The sequence below is a fragment of the Microbacterium sp. AK031 genome (assembly GCF_024807145.1).
GTDB lineage: Bacteria > Actinomycetota > Actinomycetes > Actinomycetales > Microbacteriaceae > Microbacterium.
The window spans coordinates 1,071,983-1,097,265 of the sequence record NZ_JANUCA010000001.1 but is presented as its reverse complement, the minus strand read 5'-3'; the positions used below and the strand labels follow the sequence as shown (position 1 = coordinate 1,097,265).

The 25,283-nt window shown below is 65.7% G+C and carries 22 protein-coding genes and 1 pseudogene; 16 read left to right on the top strand and 7 right to left on the bottom strand.

Annotation, left to right across the window (positions count from 1 at the left end):
• Window positions 1-219: pseudogene (locus HDC95_RS05280) on the bottom strand (hypothetical protein); the annotation flags it as partial.
• Window positions 220-462: 243 nt separating this feature from the next.
• On the opposite strand from HDC95_RS05280, the gene HDC95_RS05275 reads away from it, so the two are divergent.
• From HDC95_RS05275 to holA, 3 genes are read left to right on the top strand one after another with little or no spacing between them, the layout of a single operon-like run.
• The gene (locus tag HDC95_RS05275) at window positions 463-1,089 is read left to right on the top strand and encodes a ComEA family DNA-binding protein (RefSeq protein ID WP_259062168.1); all 627 of its coding nucleotides are present in this window, start codon (window positions 463-465) and stop codon (window positions 1,087-1,089) included.
• Window positions 1,086-3,449 carry a ComEC/Rec2 family competence protein gene (locus HDC95_RS05270; RefSeq protein WP_259062167.1) on the top strand — a complete coding sequence of 788 codons (2,364 nt, stop codon included), beginning with the start codon at window positions 1,086-1,088 and terminating at the stop codon, window positions 3,447-3,449. The genes HDC95_RS05275 and HDC95_RS05270 overlap by 4 nt, the downstream gene beginning before the upstream one ends.
• Window positions 3,450-3,458: 9 nt before the next feature.
• Window positions 3,459-4,496: a DNA polymerase III subunit delta gene (gene holA, locus HDC95_RS05265; RefSeq protein WP_259062166.1), complete on the top strand. Its 1,038-nt coding sequence runs from the start codon at window positions 3,459-3,461 to the stop codon at window positions 4,494-4,496.
• 94 nt (window positions 4,497-4,590) lie between these two features.
• Here the strand turns inward: holA and rpsT are convergent, their stop codons facing one another.
• A complete protein-coding gene (gene rpsT, locus HDC95_RS05260) occupies window positions 4,591-4,851 on the bottom strand; it encodes a 30S ribosomal protein S20 (RefSeq protein WP_259062165.1) in 261 nt (86 codons plus the stop codon).
• Window positions 4,852-5,049: 198 nt separating this feature from the next.
• Here rpsT and HDC95_RS05255 point away from each other — a divergent pair, with 198 nt between their 5' ends.
• A complete protein-coding gene (locus HDC95_RS05255) occupies window positions 5,050-6,417 on the top strand; it encodes a GH1 family beta-glucosidase (protein ID WP_259062164.1) in 1,368 nt (455 codons plus the stop codon).
• Window positions 6,414-7,676 carry an MFS transporter gene (locus HDC95_RS05250; protein ID WP_259062161.1) on the top strand — a complete coding sequence of 421 codons (1,263 nt, stop codon included), beginning with the start codon at window positions 6,414-6,416 and terminating at the stop codon, window positions 7,674-7,676. Before HDC95_RS05255 ends, HDC95_RS05250 begins: the two co-directional genes overlap by 4 nt.
• Here HDC95_RS05250 and HDC95_RS05245 read toward each other — a convergent pair.
• The 5 genes from HDC95_RS05245 to HDC95_RS05225 all read right to left on the bottom strand — a co-directional run bounded on the left by HDC95_RS05245 (window position 7,615) and on the right by HDC95_RS05225 (window position 14,099).
• The gene (locus HDC95_RS05245) at window positions 7,615-8,352 is read right to left on the bottom strand and encodes an alpha/beta fold hydrolase (protein ID WP_259062160.1); all 738 of its coding nucleotides are present in this window, start codon (window positions 8,350-8,352) and stop codon (window positions 7,615-7,617) included. The genes HDC95_RS05250 and HDC95_RS05245 overlap by 62 nt on opposite strands.
• A gap of 67 nt (window positions 8,353-8,419) precedes the next feature.
• Complete coding sequence (locus HDC95_RS05240) at window positions 8,420-10,126, bottom strand: ABC transporter family substrate-binding protein (RefSeq protein WP_259062159.1); 1,707 nt, start codon at window positions 10,124-10,126, stop codon at window positions 8,420-8,422.
• 132 nt (window positions 10,127-10,258) lie between these two features.
• The gene (locus tag HDC95_RS05235; protein ID WP_259062158.1) at window positions 10,259-12,187 is read right to left on the bottom strand and encodes an ABC transporter ATP-binding protein; all 1,929 of its coding nucleotides are present in this window, start codon (window positions 12,185-12,187) and stop codon (window positions 10,259-10,261) included.
• A complete protein-coding gene (locus tag HDC95_RS05230) occupies window positions 12,184-13,113 on the bottom strand; it encodes an ABC transporter permease (protein ID WP_259062157.1) in 930 nt (309 codons plus the stop codon). Before HDC95_RS05230 ends, HDC95_RS05235 begins: the two co-directional genes overlap by 4 nt.
• A 2-nt stretch (window positions 13,114-13,115) precedes the next feature.
• Window positions 13,116-14,099: an ABC transporter permease gene (locus HDC95_RS05225; protein ID WP_259062156.1), complete on the bottom strand. Its 984-nt coding sequence runs from the start codon at window positions 14,097-14,099 to the stop codon at window positions 13,116-13,118.
• 174 nt (window positions 14,100-14,273) lie between these two features.
• Here HDC95_RS05225 and lepA point away from each other — a divergent pair, with 174 nt between their 5' ends.
• The 11 genes from lepA to era all read left to right on the top strand — a co-directional run bounded on the left by lepA (window position 14,274) and on the right by era (window position 25,282).
• Window positions 14,274-16,124 (top strand): translation elongation factor 4, encoded by a 1,851-nt coding sequence (lepA, locus tag HDC95_RS05220; protein WP_259062155.1) that lies wholly within the window; start codon window positions 14,274-14,276, stop codon window positions 16,122-16,124.
• A gap of 61 nt (window positions 16,125-16,185) precedes the next feature.
• Entirely contained in the window at window positions 16,186-16,839 is a 654-nt protein-coding gene (locus tag HDC95_RS05215) for a DUF1990 family protein (protein WP_259062154.1), read from the top strand.
• 27 nt (window positions 16,840-16,866) lie between these two features.
• Window positions 16,867-18,084, top strand: a complete 1,218-nt coding sequence (gene hemW, locus HDC95_RS05210) for a radical SAM family heme chaperone HemW (RefSeq protein ID WP_259062153.1) — start codon at window positions 16,867-16,869, stop codon at window positions 18,082-18,084.
• A gap of 92 nt (window positions 18,085-18,176) precedes the next feature.
• On the top strand, window positions 18,177-19,211 hold the full coding sequence (hrcA, locus tag HDC95_RS05205; protein ID WP_259062152.1) for a heat-inducible transcriptional repressor HrcA: 1,035 nt from the start codon (window positions 18,177-18,179) through the stop codon (window positions 19,209-19,211).
• Window positions 19,212-19,252: 41 nt separating this feature from the next.
• Window positions 19,253-20,368 (top strand): molecular chaperone DnaJ, encoded by a 1,116-nt coding sequence (dnaJ, locus tag HDC95_RS05200; RefSeq protein ID WP_310503230.1) that lies wholly within the window; start codon window positions 19,253-19,255, stop codon window positions 20,366-20,368.
• A gap of 13 nt (window positions 20,369-20,381) precedes the next feature.
• Window positions 20,382-21,110 (top strand): 16S rRNA (uracil(1498)-N(3))-methyltransferase, encoded by a 729-nt coding sequence (locus HDC95_RS05195; protein ID WP_259062150.1) that lies wholly within the window; start codon window positions 20,382-20,384, stop codon window positions 21,108-21,110.
• A gap of 128 nt (window positions 21,111-21,238) precedes the next feature.
• Window positions 21,239-21,586, top strand: a complete 348-nt coding sequence (locus HDC95_RS05190; RefSeq protein WP_259062149.1) for an HIT domain-containing protein — start codon at window positions 21,239-21,241, stop codon at window positions 21,584-21,586.
• Window positions 21,587-21,635: 49 nt separating this feature from the next.
• Window positions 21,636-22,664 carry a PhoH family protein gene (locus tag HDC95_RS05185; protein WP_259062231.1) on the top strand — a complete coding sequence of 343 codons (1,029 nt, stop codon included), beginning with the start codon at window positions 21,636-21,638 and terminating at the stop codon, window positions 22,662-22,664.
• Window positions 22,658-23,119, top strand: coding sequence for an rRNA maturation RNase YbeY (ybeY, locus tag HDC95_RS05180; protein ID WP_259062230.1), 462 nt, complete (start codon window positions 22,658-22,660; stop codon window positions 23,117-23,119). Before HDC95_RS05185 ends, ybeY begins: the two co-directional genes overlap by 7 nt.
• Entirely contained in the window at window positions 23,116-24,393 is a 1,278-nt protein-coding gene (locus tag HDC95_RS05175; RefSeq protein WP_259062148.1) for a hemolysin family protein, read from the top strand. The genes ybeY and HDC95_RS05175 overlap by 4 nt, the downstream gene beginning before the upstream one ends.
• Window positions 24,386-25,282, top strand: coding sequence for a GTPase Era (era, locus tag HDC95_RS05170; protein ID WP_259062147.1), 897 nt, complete (start codon window positions 24,386-24,388; stop codon window positions 25,280-25,282). Before HDC95_RS05175 ends, era begins: the two co-directional genes overlap by 8 nt.
• The last annotated feature ends 1 nt before the right edge of the window (window position 25,283 follow it).

Here is a 25,283-nt window from a genome sequence, read left to right as displayed (position 1 = left end):
AGTCAGCATCCGCTCACTGACCGCCATCATCTCCGGCACCGGATCAGCGAGACCACCGGTGCGTCCCTTATCGATCTTCATGCCCCCAGACTGGGCCCACCACCGCGACGCCGAAGCACTCCCCGCGCCGACACTCGCCGCAGCACTCATCGTCGTCGCGCCGGCGCACACAAGATCAACGAACGCGGCACGAGTACCAGGCGGAAACAACTTGACCATGAAACGCTCCTTCAATCAGAGCGTTGCTCCCACCACTTGACATTGCCCCCGGCGTTGCTCCCACCACTTGACATTGCCACGCGCATAACCGGCAGAAAGCTCCTGTCGTCGCCCTGTCGTCGCCCTGTCGACGTCCGCGATCCTGTGCGCAGTCTCTCTGCACCGGCACGGACCGGCGTGACCTGTCCACGGACATCGGGAATTCGGGATCCGAAGGGGTGACCGCGCGCCTAGCGTGGCGGAGTGCCAGCTACTGAAGAGGTGCCCGCATCTCCGGGTGCTTCCCCGCCCGCGGCCGCGGGGCGCTCCAGGCTGCGACTGAGCATCGGCGCCGCCGTCGTGCTCGGGCTCGTCGTGCTGTCGGCGGCGGTAGGCCTCGGCATCATGCGTGGCCAGGCGCAGCCGGTGCAGACCGTGCCTCTGTCGGAAGCCTCGGATGAGGTCGCGGTCGACGGTGAGCTGTACGTCCATGTGCTCGGCCAGGTCGAACGCCCCGGCCTGTACATGCTCGAACTCGATGCGCGCGTCGTCGATGCTCTCGCAGCGGCCGGAGGAACCCTCGCCGATGCCGATCTGCAGGCCGTGAACCTCGCGCGGCCGCTCAGCGACGGGGAGCAATTGATCGTACCCGTGGTCGGTGCGGCAGGTGAAGGCGGTGGGACGACTCCTCAAGGCGATGGTCTGATCGACCTCAACAATGCGGATCAGGCGGCGCTCGAGACGCTTCCGCGCATCGGACCGGCACTGGCACAGCGGATCATCGAATGGCGCGACACGAACGGTCGGTTCCAGTCCGTCGACGACCTGCTTGCCGTGCCCGGCATCGGCGAGAAGCTGCTCGCGGGGCTTGCAGACCTGGTGCGGGTGTGATCACCGGCATCCGTGCGCGGGATCTGCGACTCGTGCGGGTCGCGGGCATCGTGTGGGCGGTGGCGCTGCTGTGCGTGTTCCTACCAGGCGCCGTATGGTGGTGCGCGGTCGGCGGCGGGCTGCTCGGGGCGACGGCGCTCGGGATGCTGGTGCGCGCTCACATGCGTGGTGCCATACGAGCGAGAGGTGGCCTGCTGGCGGTGATCGCGCTGGTCGCGGCGGCGTCGGCGATGACGGTCGGCTTCGCGATGGCTCAGCGCGCGAGCGCGGCAGAGCTGGATGGACGCGTGGTCGACGTCTATGCGGAGATCTCCTCGTCATCGGCGACAGGTAGTGACGGACGGCTGTGGTTCGACGCGCAGACGAGTCACGCCGGAATCCCGAACCGGCCCGAACCGTTGCGTGTGCCGATACGCATCGGTGTGGAGCGTGTGCCGGGGCTGGATCTCGGCACAGCCATCCGTGTCACCGGACAGGTGATGGCCACAGATCCGGGAGAGCGTGCAGCACTCGTGGTGTTCGGAACCGATGTCGAGATCGTCATGCCCGCACAGGGCGTCTTCGCCGTCGCGGCGCAGGTGCGCGAGGACTTCGTCGACCGTGTCACCCGACTCCCGGAGCCGGGTGCGGGGCTGCTACCAGGGCTCGCCGTCGGCGACACGCGCGCTGTGACGCCAGAGCTCAACGCCGCCATGCTCACGTCCGGTCTCAGCCATCTCACGGCGGTGAGCGGCGCGAACTGTGCGATCGTGGTCGGCGCGGTTTTCTGGCTGGTCGCGCTCTGCGGCGGCGGGCGCACTCTCAGAGTCGCCATCGCTCTCACCGCCCTCGCGGCTTTCGTCGTGCTCGTCACGCCGGAGCCGAGCGTGATCAGGGCGGCGGTGATGGCGGCCGTCGCCATGCTCACCGTGCTGTGCGGTCGGCCCAGCGCAGGACTGGGAGTCCTGTGTCTCGCCGTGGCCGGCATCCTCATCGCCGATCCGTGGCTCTCCGCGACGCCGGGGTTCGCGCTGTCGGCGGCGGCCACGGCCGCACTGATCGTGCTCGCACCGCCGCTGGCGCGCGGTCTGGCCCGCTGGATGCCGCAACCACTCGCGCTGGCGATCGCGATTCCGCTCGCAGCCCAGCTCATCTGCGGGCCGATCATCGCGCTGTTCTCGGAGCAGCAGTCGATCATCGCGATTGTGGCGAACATGATCGCCGCGCCTGCCGCGCCGATCGCTACCGTGATCGGCCTGCTCGCGTGCCTGGCTGCGCCGATCCCACCAGTGGCTGACCTGCTGGCCGCATGCGCCTGGCTGCCGTCGGCGTGGATCTCGACGACAGCGACCGTGTCCGCAGGCCTGCCCGGTGCGCAGGTCGCGGTGGTCCCCGGCATCCCCGCGGCGCTGCTGGTGGCGGTGCTGAGTGCTGCGGTCGGCGTGGTCCTGAGCGTGGATGGGATCGCCGCGCGACGCGGCGTTCGTGGATTCTCAGTCGTGGTGCTCGTCGTCGCTCTCGGGCTGGCCGGTGCACGGATGCTGCTCACCGGACCGCTCGTGGGTACGACGGTTCCGGAGGCCTGGTCGATCGCGGCCTGCGATGTGGGACAGGGGGATGCGCTTCTGGTGCGATCCGAACAGCACGTGGCGCTGATCGACACCGGGATGGAGTCCGAGCCGTTGTCGACGTGTCTGAACGCACTCGGAATCGGCCGGATCGATCTGCTGGTGCTGACGCACTTCGATGCGGATCACGTCGGCGCTGCCGCATCGGTCGTGGGGCGTGTGGGCACGGTACTGCACGGCCCGGTCGGTTCGCCGGAGGATGCCCGACTGCTGAGCGAACTGAGCGAAGGAGGCGCGGAACTCGTCGAGGTTTCGACCGGCATGCACGGCGCGCTGGGGGCGGCGTCCTGGAAGGTGCTGTGGCCGCGAAAGGAATCTGCCGCGTTCCCCGCGGGCAATGACGCGAGTGTCGTGCTCGAATTCGACGGGGGAGAGGTGCCGCGCTCGCTCTTCCTCGGCGACCTCTCCGCGACGCCTCAGCGCATGCTGCGCGACCAGCTGCGCGGCACGTACGCGGTCGTGAAGGTCGCGCATCATGGGAGCGCCGATCAGGACACCGGCCTGTACGACCTCCTGCGGCCCGCTGCCGCGATCTTCAGCGCCGGAGTGGACAACGACTACGGTCATCCACGTGCGGAGACGCTGGCGCTGCTGGACGCCGCGGGTGCCGTCGTGCTGCGCACCGACCAGCAGGGCAGGATACTGATCGGCAGGGACAGCGAAGAGCTCGTGCTGTGGGCAGAGCGTGCTGCTGCATCTGCCGAGCCCACCGAACCCGCTGACGACCCCTTGGATGTCGATGACCCCCGGTAGGCTCTAGTCATGGCCGCTCCTCGCTCCTCAGCCCGCGGTGGCACGAAGGCTACGAAGATTCCGCAGGTGTCGTGGCGCGACCCGCGACCGGCGCCGCTCGTACTCGTGTTCGGACCCGAAGAGGTCTGTGCAGAACGCGCGATCGCCGGCATCCGAGACTATCTGCGCGCCGAAGATCCGGCACTCGAGATCAGCGACGTGCGCGCCGACGACTACGCCCCTGGCACGCTCCTTGCGCTCACTTCGCCTTCGTTGTTCGGCGAGCCGCGGCTGGTGCGCGTCTCCGGCGTCGAGAAGTGCTCAGACGACTTCCTTCAGGAGGCGGTGTCGTACCTGAACAACCCGCAGGAGGGTGCGACCGTCCTGCTGCGCCACACAGGTGCGAGCGTGCGCGGCAAGAAGCTGCTCGACGCATTGCGCGCAGGCACCGGCGGCGGCATCGAGATCCCGTGCCTCGCGGTCAAGCGCGACGCAGACCGCGTCGACTTCGCGGCGGGGGAGTTCGCGGCGGCGAAGAAGCGCATCGCCCCGGCAGCCCTCAGGGCGCTCGTGTCGGCGTTCGCGGACGACCTGACCGAACTCGCCGCGGCGTGTCAGCAGCTCATCCGCGACGTCGAGGGCGACATCGCCGAGGAGACGGTGACCAAGTACTACGGCGGGCGCGTGGAGGTCTCGGCGTTCGTCGTCGCCGACACTGCGATATCGGGCCGCTACGGTGAAGCTCTCATCGCGCTGCGCCACGCGCTGGATTCCGGCGCCGATCCGGTTCCCATGGTCGCCGCCTTCGCGATGAAGCTGCGGACCATGGCGCGCGTCGCCGGTCAGCGTGAGCCGAGTCGGAGCCTCGCTCAGCGTCTCGGCATGAAGGACTGGCAAGTCGATCGGGCCAGGCGCGACCTCAGCGGATGGAACGAGCGCTCGCTGGGCCTCGCGATCCAGGCGACGGCGCGGGCGGATGCCGAGGTCAAAGGCGCTGCGCGCGATCCGATCTTCGCGCTCGAGCGCATGGTGACGGTTATCGCCACCCGTGCGCCGTTCGGCGAGTAGCGCGGCACACAAGCGCACACCTGGACAAAAGCGCACACCCAGACAACTGAAAGAACCCGCCCCACTGGGACGGGTTCTTTCAGAAGTGTTCGGCTCAGAGAGCAGCGACCTGCTTGGCGATCGACGACTTGCGGTTCGCTGCCTGGTTCTGGTGCAGCACGCCCTTGCTGACGGCCTTGTCGAGCTTCTTCGACGTGACCTTCAGTGCTGCCTCAGCAGCAGCCTTGTCGCCCTTGGCGATGGCCTCGCGGGTACCGCGGACGAGGGTCTTGAGTTCGCTCTTGACGGCCTTGTTGCGCGCCGTAGCCTTCTCGTTGGTCTTGTTGCGCTTGATCTGCGACTTGATGTTTGCCACGCGTGGAAACTTTCGTTCAGGGATGGATGGGATATGCCGTAAGCAGAAGAGGGCTGCTGTCAGGCGATCGTGAGGGAAGAACCCACACGCAAGCCAAGAACCAACTCTACCAGGTCTGACAGGAATCCATCGCGTGCCACTGTCGCCGAGTCCGATGCATACGGCATGCTGAGCGCTATCGACCCGAAGGAGTCATCCATGGCGGATGCGACTGACCGAACATTTCCCGTGCCGGCCGGACTGCGATGGTCGGCGGCGACCGCGGCCTTCCAGATCGAGGGCGCGCGCGGCGCGGATGGGCGCGGACGCTCGATCTGGGATGACTTCGTCGACACCGCAGGCCGGGTTCGAGATGGCTCGAGCGCGGAACCAGGACCGGACAGCTACCGCCGCAGCGCCGAGGACATCGCTCTGCTGCAAGGCCTCGGCGTCGACAGATATCGTTTCTCGATCTCGTGGGTGCGTGTGCAGCCGGACGGCACGGGTCCGGGCGCAGCCGCGGGCCTCTCTTACTACGAGCGCCTGGTCGACGGGCTTCTCGACGCGGGGATCGTGCCGTTCCCGACCCTGTACCACTGGCATCTGCCTTCGGCCCTCGAAGCCGGCGGCGGGTGGCTCGCGAGGGACACCGCCCTGCGGTTCGCCGAGTACACGGAGATCGTGGGAGCGGCCCTCGGCGATCGTGTGAAGAACTGGTACACGATCAATGAGCCGGTGTCGACGTCGTTGCAGGGGTACGCCGTCGGTGAGCTCGCACCGGGGCGGCAGCTGCTGTTCGACTCGCTGCCCACGGTGCACCATCAGCTGCTCGCACACGGGCGCGCCGCAGAGATCCTTCGCGGCTACGGCGCCACAGCTGTCGGCATCGTGAACAACCACACCTGGGTGCAGCCGGCGACGGACTCCGTTGCCGACCAGACCGCCGCCCATGTGTACGACCTGATCCACAATCGCCTCTTCGCCGATCCGGTGCTGACCGGTACCTACCCGGATCTCGCGCCGCTCGGCGTGGAGATGCCTGTGCACGCCGGCGACATGGAACTGATCTCCGCTTCATCCGAGTTCTACGGGGTGAACTTCTACAACCCCACGACTGTTGCCGCCGCGCCAGAAGGCGCGCAAGTGCCGTTCGTCCAGGTTCCGACTCGCGGCGTCGCGCACACGGGGTTCGGTGAGCTCTGGGGGATCCAGCCGCACGCGCTCACTGCGTTCTTGACGGATGCTGCGCGTCGCTACGGCGATCGTCTGCCACCCATCGTCATCGGCGAGAACGGCGCGTCGTTCCCGGAACCGGATGAGGTCAGCGGACCTCTCGGCGACACCCGTCGGATCGAGTACCTCGCCTCGCACATCGGCGCGGTGGCGGATGCTGTCGCCCAGGGAGTCCGCGTCGACGAGTACACGGTGTGGAGTCTGCTCGACAACTTCGAATGGGCGGATGGCTTCACCCAGCGCTTCGGCCTCGTCCACGTCGACCATCAGACATCGAAGCGCACGCCGAAAGCCTCATACGAGTGGTATCGCGCGCTGATAGCCGAGGCGAAGTCTGCGGAGGCTCGATCATGAAGACGCTGATGCCGCGAGACGGACGCGTGGGCGGGGCATGGCTGACGCTGTTCGCGGTGGCCTGGCTGGCCGTGTGGACCGTGCAGCTCACACCCGTCCAGCTGCTGCTTCCGCTGCAGCTGGACACGCCGGGCGGTGAGAACGACTGGATCACGGGCGTCATCTGGTCCGGGCTGATCCTCTCGGTCGGCGGCATCGCAGGCGTGATCGCCGGGCCTGTCGCCGGCATGCTCTCGGATCGCACCGGTTCACGTTTGGGCCGGCGGCGGCCCTGGGCGATCGGGGGTGCATTACTGACGGCGGCATCTCTCCTTCTCACCGGAGCCGCCACAGAACCACTGGGTGTGGGAGCCGCGTGGGTCGGCGTATCCATCGGAATCGCCGTGATCTCTGCGGCGCTCACTGCGATGATCGCCGACCAGGTGTTCGCGCAGCGGGGCACCGCATCCGCATTCGTGAGCTCGGCACAGGCGGTCGGAATCGTCGTCGGCGTCGGTGCGGTCGTGCTGCTCGGGCTCGGAATCGGTGCGAGCTACGTCGTGCTGGCGGTCTTCATCCTGGCGGTCGGCGTGGGCACCGCTGTGCTGCTGCCGGACCCGCCGGTCGGGTGGGAGCGTCCGGCTGCGCGGAGGGAGTGGCGCGAACGGATGGGCGTGCTCCGCGACCGGAACTTCATCTGGGTGCTGGCGAGCCGGCTCACCGTGAACATCGGTAACGCGCTGGGCACAGCGCTGCTGCTGTTCTTCCTGCTCTACGGGGTCGGCTCTCCGGCGGCGACGGCTGAAGACGATCTACTGGTGCTGATCGTGATCTACACGATCTTCGTGGTCGCGGCATCCCTCATCGCCGGCTCGCTCTCCGATCGCACAGGTCGCCGCAAGCCGATCGTCATCCTCGCTGCCCTCGTGCAGGCGCTGTCCGCCGTCATGATCCTCATCTCTCCGACCTTCATCGGCACCGCCATCGCGGCGGCCGTCATGGGCGTCGGATACGGTGCGTACATGGCGGTGAGTCTTGCTCTCGCCACAGACCTGCTGCCGCGCGTCGAAGACCACGCACGTGATCTCGGCATCGTCAACGTCTCTGCCAGCCTCGGTCAGTTGTTGGGGCCGTTGCTGGGAGCCGCCCTCGTGGCGCTCGTCGGCGGATTCTGGTTGCTCTTCCTCGTGGCCGGCATCCTGTCGGTGATCGGCGCTGTCATGACGGTTGCGGTGCGCCCTGCTCGAGTGTCGCGACAGCCAGATCCAGCAGCGCGTTGAATACTCTGGGGCGCATCGCGGTGACGAGGTGCGACGTGCGAGGAACCACGATGAGCTCGGAATGCGGCGTGAGCCGTGTGAACAGCCTCTCTTGCGGGCGCAGCTGGTCGAACTGACCGTTGATCCACCACAGCGGCATGCGCAGGCGGTGCACGTCGGCGGCGAGATCGAGGGCGGCGAGGCTCGCCAACGCGACGTCCTGCGCGTCGAAGGCGTATCCGCCGGCGGCGAAGTCGAATCTGGTCTCGTCGGGCAGGGTGGCTGCGAGCATCTGCGTGGTGAGCCACAGGCCCTTATCGGGGAGCGCGTTGAATCTGCGCGCAAGGAATCGATATGCGGCGAGCCCGGCGCCGCGGGGCAATGCCGTGCAGGACGCGCCGATGAACCCGGCGACCGGCGGGGGAGAGTCTGCCGCACCGGCGTAGGCGATGGAGATCAGGCCGCCCATCGAATGCCCCACCAGCAGCACAGGGCCTCGTGCCGCCGCATCCCGCACGGCGTCGTCGATCGTCGCCATCGCCGCGTCTAGCACGAATGCCTCCGACATGCGCGAGCCGTGGCCAGGCAGATCCACGGCCGTTGCGGCGACTCCGCGCTCGGCGAGATGCGAGAGCTGGGCACGCCACATCGTGGCTGACGTGCGGATGCCGTGCACGAAGACGACCTGGATGCCCATGGGTACAGCATAGAAAGGCGGGGCCGGTGGATGAACCACCGACCCCGCCTCAAGTGTTGCGTGGTGCTTACTTCTCCCAGCCCACGTTCTCCACCGGCTGGACGCCGAAGCCGTCCAGGCCCACGTAGGGCTCAGGGGTGAGGTTCGCGAGACCGGTCTTGACAGCCGAGATGGACGGGCCGTTGTAGAGCGGGATGAGGCCCCAGTCCTGGAAGATCTCCGCCTCGAGCTTCATCGCCGCAGCCGTCTGCTCTTCAGCAGTCGCGAGGGACTCGACCTCATCGTGGATGCGCTGGTCCATCTCCTCGGACTGGACGCCCGAGAGGTTCAGGCCCATGTCCATGCAGTACAGCTGGCAGAACCAGGCCGCACCGAACGGGTCCGACGAGGTGAACCGGAGCGACGAGACGTCCCAGTTCTTCGATGTGTAGTCGTTCGAGAAGTCGGTCGACGGACGGATGTCGATCTGGAAGTCGATGCCGACCTCCTTCATCTGCGCCTGGAGGGACTTGGCGATCGCTTCCTGCGTCGCGTCGTCGCTCCACACCGGGAAGATGACCGACAGCTTCTCGCCGTCCTTCTCGCGGATGCCGTCTTCACCCTCGGTCCAGCCGGCTTCCTCGAGGAGAGCCATGGAGTCCTCAGGGTTGTACTCCCAGCCGGCCTCATCGAGCGCGTTGCTGTAGCCGGGCTGGAACGGGAACAGCGTGAGGGAGCCGGCGGGCTCCTCCTCGTAGTCCAGACCATTCCAGGCGATCTCCTTCTGCTGGTCGATGTTGATCGCCTTGAAGAACGCCTCGCGAACCTTGACGTCCTCGAACTGCGGCTTCGTGGCGTCGACCTGGATCAGCGTGCTCGCGGTCTGCGTGGCACGGTAGATCGTGATGTCTTCCATGTCCTTGACCTGAGCGAGGCGGTCCTTCGTGTTGACACCGACCTGGTCGATCTCATCCGCCTTGAACGCGTTGATCGATGCTGCGGCATCCATCGCCTGGAAGGAGACCTTCTCCAGCAGCGGCTCGTCGCCCCACCACTCGGTGTTCGGAACGAACGAGACGTATCCGCCGTTCGCGTCGAACTCGTCGATCATGTACGGCCCTGCGCCCCACTCGGGGTGCGGGTTGCCGATCATGGCTTCGTTGAAGGTCGCGGGGTCGGCCAGTGCCGGGTGGATGATGCCCGTGAGGAACGGCATCTCCGGCCAGGCGAACTCACCGTCGAAAGTGACGATCGCGGTCTTTGCGGTGTCACCCTGCTCGACAGATGCGATCTGCTTGTAGCCGTCGGTCGCGTTCGGGTTGAACGCCTCGTCGGTGCCGTTGTTGGCCTTCCACGTGGCCTCGATGGCCGTCCAGTCCATGTTGGTGCCGTCGTTCCAGTGCGCCTCCTCGGTGAACGTGAAGGTGATCTGGGTGTTGCCGTCGACGGTGTCGATGCTCCACTCGTCGAGGTACGCGTCGTGCTTGTACGGGGTGCCGTCGTCCTTCTGAAGAAGGATCTGCGGCATGTACCAGGCAGCGATACGCGCAGTGTCTGCCGAACCATCGCCGTTGAACGAGTTCAGCTGTTCCGGGATCTCGTTGATCGGGAAACGGGCTTCGCCGCCGGTCTGAAGGGCGTCGCGTTCCTGCGGGTTGTAGTCCGAGGCCTTGGTCTCGACGGGCTCTGCGCCGCCGTCGCCACCGTTGTCACCGGTGCCGCTCGCGCAGCCCGCGAGGGCAAGTGCGAGGACGCCGCTGAATGCGATCGCCCCCATCAGCTTGTGCTGCTTCATGGTTCTCCTTCCGCCTTTCGGCGTGTCATACAGGGAAGAATAGTTCGGACGCTCACCGAATTCGCGTGGTCACAGTGAATGGCGCGTAACTGTTATCGGACGGTGACCAGCCGTTACCGGCTGGAAACATGATCAGACCGCAGAGGCCTCTGCCTGCATCGTCGCCGGGTTGAAGGTGAGCCGCTCACGAGTGCGCTCGATGTCGGGATCCGGCACAGGGATCGCCGAGAGCAGTGCCTTCGTGTACGGGTGCTGCGGGTTCTCGAAGATGTCGTCGACATCGCCGTGCTCGACGAAATCACCGAGATACATCACAGCGACGCGGTCGGCGATGTGGCGCACCACCGAGAGGTCGTGAGCGACGAACAGGTACGAGACGCCGAGTTTGACCTTGAGCTCGTCGAGCAGGTTGATCACACCGGCCTGGATCGACACGTCAAGTGCCGACACCGGTTCGTCGAGGACGATGACCTTCGGATTGGTGGAGAGCGCGCGGGCGATGCCGATGCGTTGGCGCTGCCCGCCGGAGAATGCACCGGGGAACCGGTCGATGTGGGCGGGGTTGAGGCCGACCACATCCATGAGCTCCTTGACGCGACGGTGCACCTCGTCCTTCGACGTCCCGATCGCGCGCAGCGGCTCGGCGATGACGTCGGCCACTGTCATGCGCGGGTCGAGCGCGCCCATCGGGTCCTGGAAGACGATCTGGATGTCGCGACGGACCTTGCGCTCGATGGAGTGGCTGGTGATGTCGTTGACACTCGTGCCGTTGATGATGATGTCACCGTCGTGCTGTTTGACCAGATCCATGATCTGCAGCAGCGTCGTCGTCTTGCCGCTGCCGGACTCGCCGACGATGGCCATCGTCTCACCTTCGCGGACGTCGAAGCTCACGTTCTTGACCGCATGCACCTCGCCGACCTTGCGCTTGAAGAATGCGCCCTTCATGAGAGGGAACACCTTGTTCATGTTGCGCACGTCGAGCGTGATCGGACGCAGCTCGCGCGGCGTGCGGGTCAGGTCGCTCTCCGGGATCTCCGGGACGGGGTAGACGGGAAGGCCGCCGATGAAGCCGTTCTCGTCGATCTCGTGTGCGCGGATGCACGCTGCCTGATGAGGTGCGTCTGTGAGAGACGGCACGTCGAGGAGATCGGGCTCGCGCTGGTGGCACGCATCCATCACGATCGGGCAGCGGTCGGCGAACGGGCAGGCATCCGGCAGGTTGATCAGCAGCGGCGGGTTGCCCTTGATCGGAATCAGCGGCTCTTTCTCCGCTTTGTCGACACGAGGGATCGCACCCAGGAGGCCTATCGTGTACGGCATCCGGGTGTTGTGGAAGAGTTCACCGACGGGTGCATGTTCGATGGGCTTGCCGGCGTACATGACCATGACGTCGTCGGCCAGCCGGGCGACCACACCCATGTCATGGGTGATCATGATGGTCGCGGCGCCCGTCTCTGCCTGGGCCTTCTCTATGAGGTCGAGGATCTGCGCCTGGATCGTCACATCGAGCGCAGTGGTGGGCTCGTCCGCGATGATCAGCTTCGGGTTGTTGGCCATCGCGATCGCGATGACCACGCGCTGGCGCATACCGCCGGAGAATTCGTGCGGGAAGCCCTTCATGCGCTTCTCCGGCTGCGTGATGCCGACCACCCGCAGCAGTTCGATGGAGCGGTCCCACGCCTCCTGCTTAGACATGCTGCGGTGCACGGTGAGCGCCTCGATGAGCTGGTCGCCGACCGTGAACACCGGCGTCAGAGAGGTCAGCGGGTCCTGGAAGATCATGGCGATGCCGTTGCCGCGGATGACCGACATCTGCTTGTCGGACTTGCCGAGCAGCTCCTGGCCGTCGTAGATGATCGAACCCGTGACGCGGGCGTTCTCATCGAGCAGGCCCATGATCGCGAGCGAGGTGACGGACTTGCCCGAACCGGATTCGCCCACGATGCCGAGTGTCTTGCCCGCCTCGAGGTCGAAGGAGACGCCGCGAACAGCGTCGACGCGTCCGGCTTCGGACGGGAAGCTGACCGTGAGATCACGAACGGAGAGAACTGTGCTCATGCGCGGCCTCCTGCTGCTGAAGTGGGATCGAGGGCATCACGCAGGCCGTCGGCGACGAGCGCCATGGACACGGTGAGCAATGTCAGCGCTGCTGCGGGGAAGTAGAACAGCCAGGGTGCGCTGGTGATCGTGTTCGCGCCAGAGCCGATCAGCGAGCCGAGCGACACATCAGGGATCTTCACGCCGAACCCGATGAAGGACAGGCCCGTCTCGGCCATGACGGCTCCGACGATGCCGAGGGTGAAGTTGATCACGAGCAGCGAACCGATGTTCGGCAGCAGGTGACGCACGACGATCGTCATACCGCGGACGCCCATGTAGCGGGCCGCGTGGATGTACTCGCGCTCACGAAGAGAGAGGGCGGTCGTCCAGATGACACGCGCGGGAAAATACCAGCCCACGACGAAGATCATGATCAGCGCGATGACTCTCCAGTCGCCACCGGAGCGGTTCGACAGGAGCGAGAGGATGAGGAAGCTCGGGATGACCATCATGAAGTGGATGACCGTGAGTGTGATCTTCTCAGTCCAGCCTCCGAAGTACGCAGCTGCAGTGCCGACCAGGGCGGAGATGATCGTCGTTCCCACCGACACGGTCACCGCGATCATGAGAGAGCGCTGCAGGCCGATCGCGACCTGGGCGAAGGTGTCGTTGCCGGACGGTGTGGTGCCGAACCAATGCTCCAGTGACGGCGGGGTCCCGAGGTTCAGGAAGTCGAGCTCGATGTGATCGTACTCCGCGATGAGAGGAGCGAAGATCGCGAACAGCACCAGTAGCAGGAAGATGACGATGCCGCCGACGGCGGGTTTGTTGCGCATGAAACGCCGCGTGTACAACGTCCATTTCGACATCGCCTTGCCGTCGGACTTCTCCGGAAGCCCCGGGGCCACGGGCGCTTCGACAGTGGGGTCCATCATTTCAGTCATGCTCAGCTCACCCTCACTCGCGGATCGAGAACGACGACTACGATGTCGGAGAGGATCGCTCCGAGCGCGGTCAGCAGCCCGGCGAACGCCGCGGTGGCGACGACACCGTGGATGTCGCTCTTCACGATGGTCTCGATGAAGTACTTGCCCATGCCGTTCCACGCGAAGATCGTCTCGGTGAGCACCGCCCCGGTGAACACGGCGGGGATGCTGAACGCCACCTGCGTGGCCACAGGGATGAGCGATGTACGCAGTGCGTGCTTACGGATCGCCTGCGGCTTGGTGAGTCCCTTGGCCCGCGCGGTGCGCACATAGTCGGCATTGATGTTGTCGAGCAGCAGCGAGCGCTGCAGGAAGTGCGTGCCTGCATAGCCGACGATCACCAGTGCGATGGTCGGCAGCGTGATGTGCTGAAGGGCGTCGATCAGGACCGGGAAGAACCCTTCCACACCCTTGCTGGATGAACCGGTCACGTAGAAGACACGTACGCCGAGCCAGTCGTTGAATGCGATTGCGAGGAGCACGAGGCCGAGGGCCGCGACGATGATGTTGACGTTCATCGTGATGATCGATGTCGCCTGGCCGATACGGTCGGCGAGTTTGTACTGCCTCGATGCGGTGTAGACGCCGAGCGCGATGCCGAGGACGGTCATGATGATCGTCGCGCCGAGCACGAGCTCCGCGCTGATCCACATGCGGTAGGCGACCTGCTCGTTCACGGAGCCGCCCGTCGGGCTCACACCCCAATCCCAGCGGAAGAGGATTCCGCTGAACCAGGTCCACCACCGTTCGATGAGCGGCACGTTGGAGTCCAGATTACGAGGGAGGAGAAGGTTGGAGATCTGCTCTTCGCTGAGCGGAGGGCGACGACCGACGTAGTTGTTCCGCGGGTTGAGGAAGCCCCAAGCCAGGAAGTACGTGATGTTGGTCGCGACCACGATCATCAACAACCAGCCGAGGGTACGGCGGAGGAGATACTTGATCAAGGTTTTGTCTTTCTCTTTTACAGACGCGCTCGGGATCGTCCGACGCAACGCTGAATCGGGAGGATCGCCCGTGGCACTCAGTCTCACAGATCTGAACCAAGGCAACCTCGGGAGACTATCACTCGTCAAGACGAATCGGGGATTAGGGCCTCCTGAACGTAGAATCGTCGGGACATGTCCCCACGCGCTCTCACTCCGCTCCCGCCGGCCGCGACGCCGCCTTCGCAGATCCGCAATTTCTGCATCATCGCCCACATCGATCACGGCAAGTCGACTCTTGCCGACCGCATGCTCCAGATCACCGGTGTCGTCTCCGATCGCGATATGCGGGCGCAGTATCTCGACCGCATGGACATCGAGCGCGAGCGTGGCATCACGATCAAGAGCCAGGCTGTGCGGATGCCGTGGCAGGACGAGTCTCAGACGTTCGCGTTGAACATGATCGACACTCCTGGTCACGTCGACTTCACGTATGAGGTCTCGCGATCACTGGCTGCATGCGAGGGCGCGATCCTGCTTGTGGACGCCGCGCAGGGCATCGAAGCGCAGACGCTCGCGAACCTGTACTTGGCGCTCGAGAACGACCTCCACATCATTCCGGTGCTCAACAAGATCGACCTGCCCGCAGCAGACCCTGACAAGTTCGCCAAGGAGCTTGCAGATCTCATCGGCGGCCAGCCCGAGGACGTGCTGCGCGTCTCCGGCAAGACAGGCGTCGGCGTCGAAGAGCTGCTCGATCGCATCGTGCGGGACATCCCCGCCCCCACGGGCGATGCGGATGCTCCGGCACGCGCCATGATCTTCGACTCGGTCTACGACGCCTACCGAGGCGTCGTGACCTACGTGCGGATGATCGACGGCAGCCTGTCTCCGCGCGAGCGCATCCAGATGATGTCCACGCACGCGAACCACGAGCTCCTGGAGATCGGCGTCTCCAGCCCGGAGCCGATCCCGTCCAACGGGCTCGGCGTCGGTGAAGTCGGCTACCTCATCACCGGCGTGAAGGACGTTCGGCAATCGAAGGTCGGAGACACCGTCACGACAAGTCGCGGTGGGGCGACACAGGCGCTGCCCGGTTACACCGACCCCAAGCCAATGGTCTATTCGGGGTTGTACCCGATCGACGGGAGCGATTACTCGGACCTTCGCGAGGCGCTCGACAAGCTGAAGCTGTCCGACGCGTCCTTGGCATACGAACCGGAGACATCGGTGGCGCTCGGCTTCGGGTTCCGCTGCGGGTTCCTCGGGCTGCTGCACCTGGAGATCATCACGGAGCGGCTGGCTCGCGAGTTCGATCTCGACCTCATCACCACCGCACCGAGCGTGATCTACGAGGTCACCACCGACACCGGTGAGAAGGTCACTGTGACCAACCCGAGCGAGTACCCCGACGGTCGTGTGGCCTCGGTGGCCGAGCCGATGGTGAAGGCCGCCATCCTGTTGCCGAAGGACTACGTCGGCACCGTGATGGAGTTGTGCCAGTCCCGTCGCGGTTCCCTGCTGGGCATGGAGTACTTCTCCGAGGAACGCGTCGAGCTGCGATACACCATGCCGCTCGGCGAGATCGTGTTCGACTTTTTCGATCACCTGAAGTCGAAGACGCAGGGCTATGCGAGCCTCGACTACGAGCCCTCCGGCCAGCAGGATGCCGACCTCGTGAAGGTCGACGTGCTGCTGCAGGGTGACAAGGTCGACGCATTCAGCGCGATCGTGCACCGGGACAAGGCCTATGCATACGGCACGCTGATGGTGGACCGCTTGCGAAAGCTGATCCCTCGTCAGAACTTCGAAGTGCCGATCCAGGCGGCCATCGGCGCGCGCATCATCGCCCGCGAGACCATCCGCGCCCTGCGCAAGGACGTGCTCGCCAAGTGCTACGGCGGTGACATCAGCCGCAAGCGCAAGCTCCTCGAGAAGCAGAAGGAGGGCAAGAAGCGCATGAAGATGGTCGGCCGTGTCGAGGTTCCCCAGGAGGCGTTCATCGCAGCGCTCTCCGGCGACGTCGAGGGCAAAGAGAAGAAGTAGGGATGGGCCTCCCGCGGCGCGGGGGGTGTCCGTTCAGGTAACCCGAAGTAGGCTGGAACTCATGCGGCGCGGGACTTTCCGAGACGAGACGGTGGACTATGCCGCCGTCGGGGCGACTCATGCCCCCGACCTGATGCAGTATCCGCCGGAGCGCAGCGTGCCGGCCGAGAACTCGTGGCGACTGGGCAGCGGTGAGGACCGCTTCCGGACTGCCGGTGAGGCGCTTCTGTCGTGGACGGCGCAGCGCGCGGCCGGCCTCAGGATCGAGGACGTGCATCCCGCTGCCGGTCCCGCCTACTCCGGAGTCAGCTTCGATGCAGAGGGCAAACCGATCGCTCCGAGCACGCGTGAGGTCGAGCAGCGCTTCGACGCCGAGGGAATGCCGTTCGCGGGTCCTGGCATGACGTTGCGCCTGCAGGGTCGGGTTGCGGGAATGCGTGCCGACGCTGAACTCCGCGTCATCTCGGTGACGGAGGAACCGCGTCGTATCGGCTTCGTGCTCGGAACCGTCGGCGGGTCCGTCGTCAGCGGTGAAGAGCTGTTCGAGATCGAGTGGCGCGAAGACAATGACGAGGTCTGGTTCACCGTGCGCGCGTTCGATGCGCCGAATGCGCTGATTTACCGAGTCATCCGTGCCCTGGTCAAGCGCCGCCGCAAAGAACTTTTCGCGCGCTACCTTCGCGCGATCTCCCCGCTGTATGCCACGCCGCTGTGATCGCGGTCACCTGATGGTGCGGTTGTGATGGCCGGACCGCTGCCGCTCGGAGACCCGGCGCCGTCGGACGGCAGGCTCCCCCCTGATCTGGCGATCGACGCGAGCGTGCCCTTCTCCGCGTACGTGCACATCCCGTTCTGCCGCGTGCGCTGTGGGTACTGCGATTTCAACACCTACACCTCTGGTGAGCTTCGCGGTGCGCGTCAGGAAGACTACGCCGACACGCTCTCCGCGGAGATCTCGCTGGCGCGTCGCGTGTTGTCCGAAGCCGGGGCGCTGCGTCCGATGGACACGGTGTTCTTCGGGGGAGGGACACCGACGCTGCTTCCGGCCGGAGACCTCGCACGGATGCTGGAGCGTGCAGTCGACGCCTTCGGCATGGCGGATGGCGCAGAGGTCACGGTCGAAGCAAATCCCGATACCGTGACTCCTGCGGTCGCGCGGACGCTGGCAGAGGCCGGGGTGACGCGGCTGTCGATCGGCATGCAGTCGGCCGTGCCTCACGTGCTCGCAGCGCTCGACCGGACCCACCAGCCGGAGAACGTGCGCACCGCGGTCGAGGCGGCGAAGGACGCCGGACTCGCGGTCAGTGTCGACCTGATCTACGGCGCGCCGGGAGAGTCGCTCGCAGACTGGGAAGCGTCGTTGGATGACGCGCTCTCGCTGGAGTCGGATCACATCTCGGCATACGCGCTGATCATCGAGGATGGTACGAAGCTCGCGCGCCAGATCCGTCGTGGCGAGGTGCCGAGACCTGACGACGATCTGCAGGCCGACATGTACGAACTCGCTGATGCGCGTCTCGCCGGGGCAGGGTTCGAATGGTACGAGCTCAGCAACTGGGCGCGCAGCGACGATCAGCGCTCCCGGCACAACCTGGCGTACTGGCGAGGAAACGACTGGTGGGGCTTCGGACCCGGCGCCCACAGCCACGTGGCAGGTCTTCGCTGGTGGAACGTGAAGCATCCTGCCGCGTATGCGCAGCGGGTCGCAGCATCCGAATCGCCGGCGGCAGGCACCGAACGGCCGGACGCGAAGGCGCACCTGCTGGAGCGGGTCCTGTTGGAGAGCAGGCTGGCTGAGGGCCTCGCAATCGCGGATATCCCAGTTCAGAATCGTGATCGCGTCGCCGGTCTCATCGCAGACGGACTGATCGAGGGAGCCGCCGCGCTGCGCGGACGTGTGCGGCTAACGCTGCGGGGGCGGCTGCTCGCCGATGCCGTGGTGCGCGCGCTCACAGGCTGAGATGCGTTCACACCACCTCCTGCCGAGTCTCAGCGCGGGCGGGGTAGAATTGGCACTCTGAGTATTCGAGTGCCAGGCGGGAGGAGTGTGACATGGTCAGCGAACGCGGTCTGCAGGTTCTGAGAGCCATCGTGCAGGACTACGTCGAGTCGCACGAGCCCGTCGGCAGCAAGTCCATCGTCGATCGGCACTCTTTCGGCGTCTCTGCGGCGACGATCCGCAACGATATGGCGCAGCTCGAAGACGAAGAGCTGATCACCGCCCCGCATACGTCATCCGGCCGCGTGCCGACAGACAAGGGCTATCGCGTCTTCGTGAACCATCTCGCGCAGTTGCGTCCGCTTTCGACGGCGCAGCGCAGCGCCATCGAGTCCTTCCTTATGGATCCGGCCGACCTGGACGACCTGATGGCTCGCACGGTGCGCGTGCTCACGCAGTTGACCGGTCAGGTCGCGCTCGCGCAGTATCCGTCGTTCGCGCGTGCACATCTGACGCACATCGAGTTGGTCGCGCTCGCCCCGAATCGTCTGCTCGTGGTGCTGGTGACGGATGCCGGTGGTGTGTCCCAGCGCATTGCGGGACTGCCGATCGATCTCGACGATGAGGATGTCGCGGTGCTGCGCGCTCGGCTGTCGGCGCTGCTCACGGGTCAATCGGTTCGTGAGGCGTCTGATCGCGTGCAGTTGCTCGTCGGCACGCACGAAAGCAGCCGCGTCGATGGGGCGATACAGGTTCTGGGCGGCATCATCAGCGAAGAGCTGGCCGAGTTCCGCCAAGAGCGACTGGTCATGGCGGGAGCCGCGACTCTTGCTCGTCGCGAGCAGGACTTCCGCGGCAGCATCCATCCGCTGCTCGCCGCGATCGAGGAGCAGGTGACTCTGCTGCGGCTCATGAGCGAGATGGTGACCGACGAGCACGGGCTGGCGGCGAGCATCGGCGCAGAGAACGAACCGTTCGGGCTCCCCGAGGCTTCGATCGTCGCCAGCAACTACCTGACCCATGGCGGCACGGCGCGCGTCGGTGTCATGGGTCCGACTCGAATGGACTATCCGAGCAATCTTGCGGCGGCGCGGGCTGTGGCCCGTTATCTGTCGCGCATGCTCGACGAAGACGAGACGAGCCGCTGAGGCGGGTCGTTCCTACAGCTTGCACACGCAGAAAGGTGATTGTGGCGGACCACTATGAGGTTCTCGGAGTGTCACGTGACGCGACGACGGACGAGATCAAGAAGGCGTACCGGAAGCTCGCTCGACAGCTGCACCCGGATGTGAATCCCGGGGACGACGCGGCAGAACGCTTCAAGAGCGTGACCCATGCATACGACGTGCTCAGCGACGACGATTCGCGTCGCCGCTATGACATGGGCGGGGGCGACGGTGCAGGCGGCGGCGACTTCGGCGGATTCGGTGGCTTCGGCGACATCTTCGAGACGTTCTTCGGAGCCGCGCAGGGCGGGGGCCGAGGCGGCCGTCCGCGTTCGCGTCGCGAGCGGGGTCAGGATGCGCTCGTGCGCGTCACGCTCGATCTGGGCGATGTCGTCTTCGGTGCACACCGTGACATCGAGGTCGACACGGCCGTGCTGTGCGAAACCTGTCAGGGCTCGTGCACGCAGGCGGGTACGTCGCCCATGACCTGCGACATCTGCGGCGGGACGGGTCACGTGCAGCGCCAGGTGCGCAGCCTGCTCGGCAACGTCGTCACGTCGCAGCCCTGCGGCAGCTGCGAGGGATACGGCACCACGATCCCGCACCCGTGCGGTACGTGCGGTGGCCAGGGCCGGGTGCGGTCTCGTCGCACGGTCTCGCTCGATATTCCTTCAGGTGTGGAGACCGGCCTGCGTCTGCAGCTTCCGGGGTCGGGCGAGGTCGGAAAGGCTGGCGGCCCGAACGGAGATCTGTACGTCGAGGTCACCGTCTCGCCTCACGCATCCTTCAGCCGCGACGGCGACGATCTGCTCGCGACACTCGAGGTCTCGATGTCGGACGCGATCCTCGGGACAGAAACCGCGATCGACGGGCTGGACGGCAAGGTCGACCTCGAGATCCGTCCTGGCGTGCAGTCGGGCGATGTCCTCACGATCAAGGGACGCGGTATCACTCCGCTGCGTGGAACTCAGCGCGGGGATCTTCGAGTGGGCGTTCAAGTGGTGACTCCGACGAAGCTCGATTCGGCGCAGCGCGCGCTGATCGAGGATTTCGCGAAGAAGCAGAAGTCACCCGGTCCTCAGCTCGCGCAGTTCCAGCAGGGACTGTTCTCGAAGCTGCGCGACCGTTTCCGTCACTGAGCTGGAGGCCCTCATGGCGCTGCACTTCCTCGTGGAGAGCTCCGGCTCGGCAGCTGTAGGCGACATCGTGTCACTGACCGGAGCCGAGGCCAAGCACGCCGCGGTCGTGCGCCGGCTGCGAGTCGGAGAGACGGTCACCATCGGCGATGGCGCTGGCACGTGGCTGGACGGCGCGGTGACGGATGTCTCGGCGACACGCGTCGACGTGCGGGTCACCGGCCGTGTCGAAGCAGACGCACCGTCGACCCGTCTGGTGCTTGTGCAGGCACTCGCCAAGGGTGACCGTGACGAGCTCGCGGTTCAGGCCGCGTGCGAGTTGGGTGTCGATGAGGTCGTGCCGTGGCAGGCCTCGCGGAGCATCTCCCGGTGGGAGGGCCCGAAGGCGGTCAAGGGCCGCGAGCGATGGGGTGCGATCGTTCGCGAGGCTTCGAAACAGGCTCATCGTGCGTGGGTGCCCGAGGTGTCAGCGCCGCTTTCGACGGGGCAGCTCATCGCACGCGCCGAGGGGCAGCGGATGCTGGTGCTCGATCCCACCGCCAGCACCAGGCTGTCGTCGATCAAGACGGATGGCCGAGACCTGGTGCTCGTCGTCGGCCCGGAGGGCGGCATCACACCAGAGGAACTCGCGAAGTTCGAGGCCGCCGGCGCGGAGCGCGTCCGCCTCGGAGAGACCGTCCTTCGCACGTCGACAGCGGGCCCTGCCGCGATCGCGGTACTGTCCGCTGCGCTCGGCCGCTGGTAGCCGCGCTGCCAGAGCGGCAGGGGTTCGGGGCTCTGGAGCGATCCAGAGCCCCGAACCCCTTCTTCCATCGCTGGGCTCCGATGCTGAGGCATCTGCCAGTGCCGACCGGCGCCCCGTAGACTGGAAACATGACGGAACCCTCGATCTTCACTCGAATCCTCAACGGTGACGTTCCCGGTGAGATCATCGCATCCACCGGAAAGCTGTTCGCGATTCGCGACATCGCACCGCAGGCCCCCGTCCATCTGCTCGTGATCCCCAAGACCGAGCAGTACCGCGACGTCACCGAGCTCGCAGCAGGAGATCCCGATCTGCTCGCCGAGTTCATCGCCTTCGCCGCCCAAGTCGCCGCTGATCACTCTGACGGGGATTTCCGCCTCGTCTTTAACACGGGCGCCAATGCCGGGCAGACCGTCTTCCACGTTCATGCGCACATCCTTGCCGGCGGGCTGACGGAGAAGAGTCTCGGTGCCTGACGCGGAACCGCAGACGCTCGTCGAGCGGATCTACGTCGACGGCATCGCCATGGTGCGACTGCTCGGTCCGCAGGATCGACTGCTGCGGATGCTGGAGAAAGAGCACCCGGAAGTGCAGGTGCTCGTCCGCGGCAACGAGATCACACTGACCGGCGAGGCAGTGCCCGTCGCCGCGGCGAAGACCCAGGTGGAGGAACTGCTCACGATGACCAGAGACGGATACGATCTCGCTCCCAGCGACGTCGAGAGCTCTGCGCGCATGCTGCGTCAGGAGGGCGGACCGCGACCGAGCGAGGTGCTCGGTGAAGCGATCCTGTCGACGCGTGGCCGAGTGATCCGCCCGAAGACACTGGGGCAGAAGGAGTACGTCGACGCGATCGAAGAGAACACGATCGTGTTCGGCATCGGCCCCGCCGGAACCGGAAAGACCTACCTCGCAATGGCGAAGGCAGTGCAGGCGCTGCAGCGCAAAGAGGTCACCCGCATCATCCTCACGCGTCCTGCCGTGGAGGCGGGGGAGCGACTCGGGTTCCTTCCCGGCACGCTGAACGACAAGATCGATCCGTACCTGCGCCCGCTCTACGACGCCCTCAACGAGATGATGGATCCGGATGTCGTACCGCGACTGATGGCTACGGGGACCATCGAGGTGGCACCTCTGGCGTACATGCGCGGCCGCACACTGAACGATTCGTTCGTCGTACTCGATGAGGCGCAGAACACGACACCCGAGCAGATGAAGATGTTCCTCACGCGCCTCGGTTTCGGCACGAAGATGGTCGTCACCGGAGACATCACCCAGGTCGATCTGCCGCAGGGCGCATCGGGGCTCCGTCTCGTCACCCGCGTGCTTGACGACATCGACGACATCCACTTCTCCAGGCTCACGAGCGCCGATGTCGTGCGCCATTCGCTGGTCGGCCGGATCGTCGACGCGTACAGCGAATACGACGAGCAGCGTACGGCGCAGCGCGCGGAGCGGGAACAGGCTCACGAGTTCGCCAACCGCGCCGAACGCCGCGCGGGGCTGCGTCCCGGCCCTAGGGACCGCTCGCCGAAACGAGGACACTCATCATGATCGAGATCAACAACGAGTCGGCCATCGACGTCGACGAGACGGTGCTCCAGCGTCTCACCGACTTCAACCTCGCTCAGCTGCACGTCAGCGCCGACGCCGAGGTGGCGATCGTGCTGGTGGACGAGGGCGCCATGGAAGCCCTCCACGTGCAGTGGATGGACGAGCCAGGTCCGACCGATGTGCTCAGCTTCCCGATGGATGAGTTGCGTCCTGGCACCGAAGAGCGCCCGACCCCTCCCGGGCTCCTCGGCGACATCGTACTGTGCCCGCAGGTCGCCGAAGCACAGGCACAGGCCGCCGGTCACACGCTGATGGATGAGCTCATCCTCCTCACCACCCACGGACTGCTGCACCTGCTCGGATACGACCACGCCGAACCCGAAGAGGAGCGTGAGATGTTCGGGCTGCAGAAGGAGCTGATTCAAGGGTTCGCGCGCGTCGAACGCGACCGATGACCGAGATCCTCCTGCTTCTCGCCGCCGTGCTGCTGGTGGCCTTCGGCGGTCTGATGGCCGCGATCGACGCCGCGTACGGTGTCACCTCCCGTGGTGATCTCGCCGAGATGGCCGCAGAGGGACGCAGAGCGCAGGCGCTTGAACGCATCGCCGCCGACCTCGACGCGCACGTCAACGCGATCGCGTTCATCCGTGTTCTCGTAGAGGTGACGGCCGCTGTGCTCGTCACCGTCGCATTCACGATCATGTTCGAGAACATCGGGTGGGCGATGCTCGCGGCAGCGATCCTCATGACCGGGATCACATTCGTGCTCGTCGGCGCGAGCCCGCGAACGTTCGGACGTCAGCGCTCCGAGGGCATGATCCGCGGAACGGCCACGATCGTCCGGGGTCTGCGCCTCGTCCTCGGACCGATCGCCCAGGGCCTCGTCGTGCTCGGGAACAAAGTCACGCCCGGCGCCGGACGCAGCTCGTTCACGTCTGAGGATCAGCTGCTCAGCATGGTCGACGAGGCCGCATCCAACGACCTCATCGAAGAGGATGATCGCGATCTCATCCACTCCGTCTTCGACTTCACCGACCAGTTCGTGCGCGCGGTCATGGTGCCCCGCACCGAGATGGTGACGGTGGATGCCGAAGCCACGAACAGCGAGGCGATGGCGCTGTTCCTTCAGCGTGGTGTCTCCCGGATGCCGGTGGTCGATGACGATGCGGACGACGTCGTCGGCGTTCTCTATCTCAAGGACCTCGTGCAGTTCGCGTATCGTGACGACAGCGCCTGGCGCACAGCATCCATCCGCCCGATCGCGAGACCCGCGACGTTCGTTCCTGAGTCGATGCGTGCCGAGACGCTCCTGCAGCAGATGAAACGCGATGCTGTGCACGTGTGCCTCGTGATCGATGAGCACGGCGGCATCTCCGGACTCGTCACGCTGGAGGATCTGATCGAAGAGCTCGTTGGCGAGATCTCCGACGAATACGATCATGCTGCTGCCGAAGTGGTGGAACTCGGTGAGGGTCGATACCGCGTCAGTGCGCGGCTGTCGCTGGACGACGTCGGCGACCTGTTCGGCATCGAGCTCGAAGACGAGGACGTCGACTCCATCGGCGGGCTGCTCGGCAAGGCCGTGGACCAGATTCCACAGCCGGGCGTGACGGCGACGATCGATGGACTGGTCCTGACCGGCGGCGCATCGCGCGGTCGAGGTCGGGGCATCGCCACGGTGTTCGTGGAACGCGCCGAAGGCGCAACAGAGGAGACAGACGATGACTGAGACCACTCGCAGCGGATTCGCGACCTTCGTCGGGCGTCCCAACGTAGGAAAGTCCACGCTGACGAACGCGCTGGTCGGCGAGAAGATCGCCATCACCAGCGAGAAGCCGCAGACGACCAGACGTGCCATCCGCGGCATCCTGAATCGACCGGCCGGACAGCTCGTGATCGTCGACACTCCCGGTATCCACAAGCCGCGCACGTTGCTCGGTGAGCGCCTCAACGACCTCGTGGAGCAGGTCTTGGGCGACGTCGACGTGATCGGATTCTGCGTCCCGGCGACTGAGAAGGTCGGGCCGGGCGATCGGCGCATCGCCGCGTCTCTGGACGGATACGCGCGAGCGAAGAAGGTCGCGATCGTCACCAAGACCGACATCGCCGATCGTGACCAGATCACCGAGCGGCTCCTCGAAGTCGATGCGTTGCGAGAGGACTGGGCTGCCGTGATCCCGCTGTCAGCCCTCACCCGTGAGCAACTCGACGTGCTCACGGACGAGATGCTCTCGATGATGCCGGCAGGACCGGCTCTGTATCCCGAAGGGATCACGACCGATGAATCGCAGGAGGATCGAGTCGCGGAGATGATCCGCGAGGCCGCGCTGGAAGGCGTGCGCGACGAACTGCCGCACTCCATCGCGGTGGTCATCGATGACATCGCCCCGCGCGAGAACAGCGATCTCACCGATGTGCACGCGCAGATCGTCGTCGAGCGCGACAGCCAGAAGGCGATCATCATCGGTCACAAGGGCAAGCGACTGGCGGATGTCGGAAAGCGGGCCCGTGTCGGCATCGAAGAGCTTCTCGGCACGCGGGTCTTCCTCGCGCTGCACGTGAAGGTGGCCAAGGAATGGCAGCGCGATCCCAAACAGCTGGGACGCCTGGGCTTCTGAG

Coding starts and splice junctions, on each gene's coding strand:
- lepA (WP_259062155.1), top strand. CDS start 14,274: ATGTCCCCACGCGCTCTCACTCCGCTCCCGCCGGCCGCGACGCCGCCT.
- HDC95_RS05175 (WP_259062148.1), top strand. CDS start 23,116: ATGACCGAGATCCTCCTGCTTCTCGCCGCCGTGCTGCTGGTGGCCTTC.
- hemW (WP_259062153.1), top strand. CDS start 16,867: ATGGCCGGACCGCTGCCGCTCGGAGACCCGGCGCCGTCGGACGGCAGG.
- HDC95_RS05190 (WP_259062149.1), top strand. CDS start 21,239: ATGACGGAACCCTCGATCTTCACTCGAATCCTCAACGGTGACGTTCCC.
- hrcA (WP_259062152.1), top strand. CDS start 18,177: ATGGTCAGCGAACGCGGTCTGCAGGTTCTGAGAGCCATCGTGCAGGAC.
- HDC95_RS05215 (WP_259062154.1), top strand. CDS start 16,186: ATGCGGCGCGGGACTTTCCGAGACGAGACGGTGGACTATGCCGCCGTC.
- HDC95_RS05255 (WP_259062164.1), top strand. CDS start 5,050: ATGGCGGATGCGACTGACCGAACATTTCCCGTGCCGGCCGGACTGCGA.
- HDC95_RS05235 (WP_259062158.1), bottom strand. CDS start 12,187: ATGAGCACAGTTCTCTCCGTTCGTGATCTCACGGTCAGCTTCCCGTCC.
- holA (WP_259062166.1), top strand. CDS start 3,459: ATGGCCGCTCCTCGCTCCTCAGCCCGCGGTGGCACGAAGGCTACGAAG.
- HDC95_RS05230 (WP_259062157.1), bottom strand. CDS start 13,113: ATGACTGAAATGATGGACCCCACTGTCGAAGCGCCCGTGGCCCCGGGG.
- HDC95_RS05250 (WP_259062161.1), top strand. CDS start 6,414: ATGAAGACGCTGATGCCGCGAGACGGACGCGTGGGCGGGGCATGGCTG.
- HDC95_RS05195 (WP_259062150.1), top strand. CDS start 20,382: ATGGCGCTGCACTTCCTCGTGGAGAGCTCCGGCTCGGCAGCTGTAGGC.
- HDC95_RS05245 (WP_259062160.1), bottom strand. CDS start 8,352: ATGGGCATCCAGGTCGTCTTCGTGCACGGCATCCGCACGTCAGCCACG.
- era (WP_259062147.1), top strand. CDS start 24,386: ATGACTGAGACCACTCGCAGCGGATTCGCGACCTTCGTCGGGCGTCCC.
- HDC95_RS05185 (WP_259062231.1), top strand. CDS start 21,636: ATGGTGCGACTGCTCGGTCCGCAGGATCGACTGCTGCGGATGCTGGAG.
- HDC95_RS05240 (WP_259062159.1), bottom strand. CDS start 10,126: ATGAAGCAGCACAAGCTGATGGGGGCGATCGCATTCAGCGGCGTCCTC.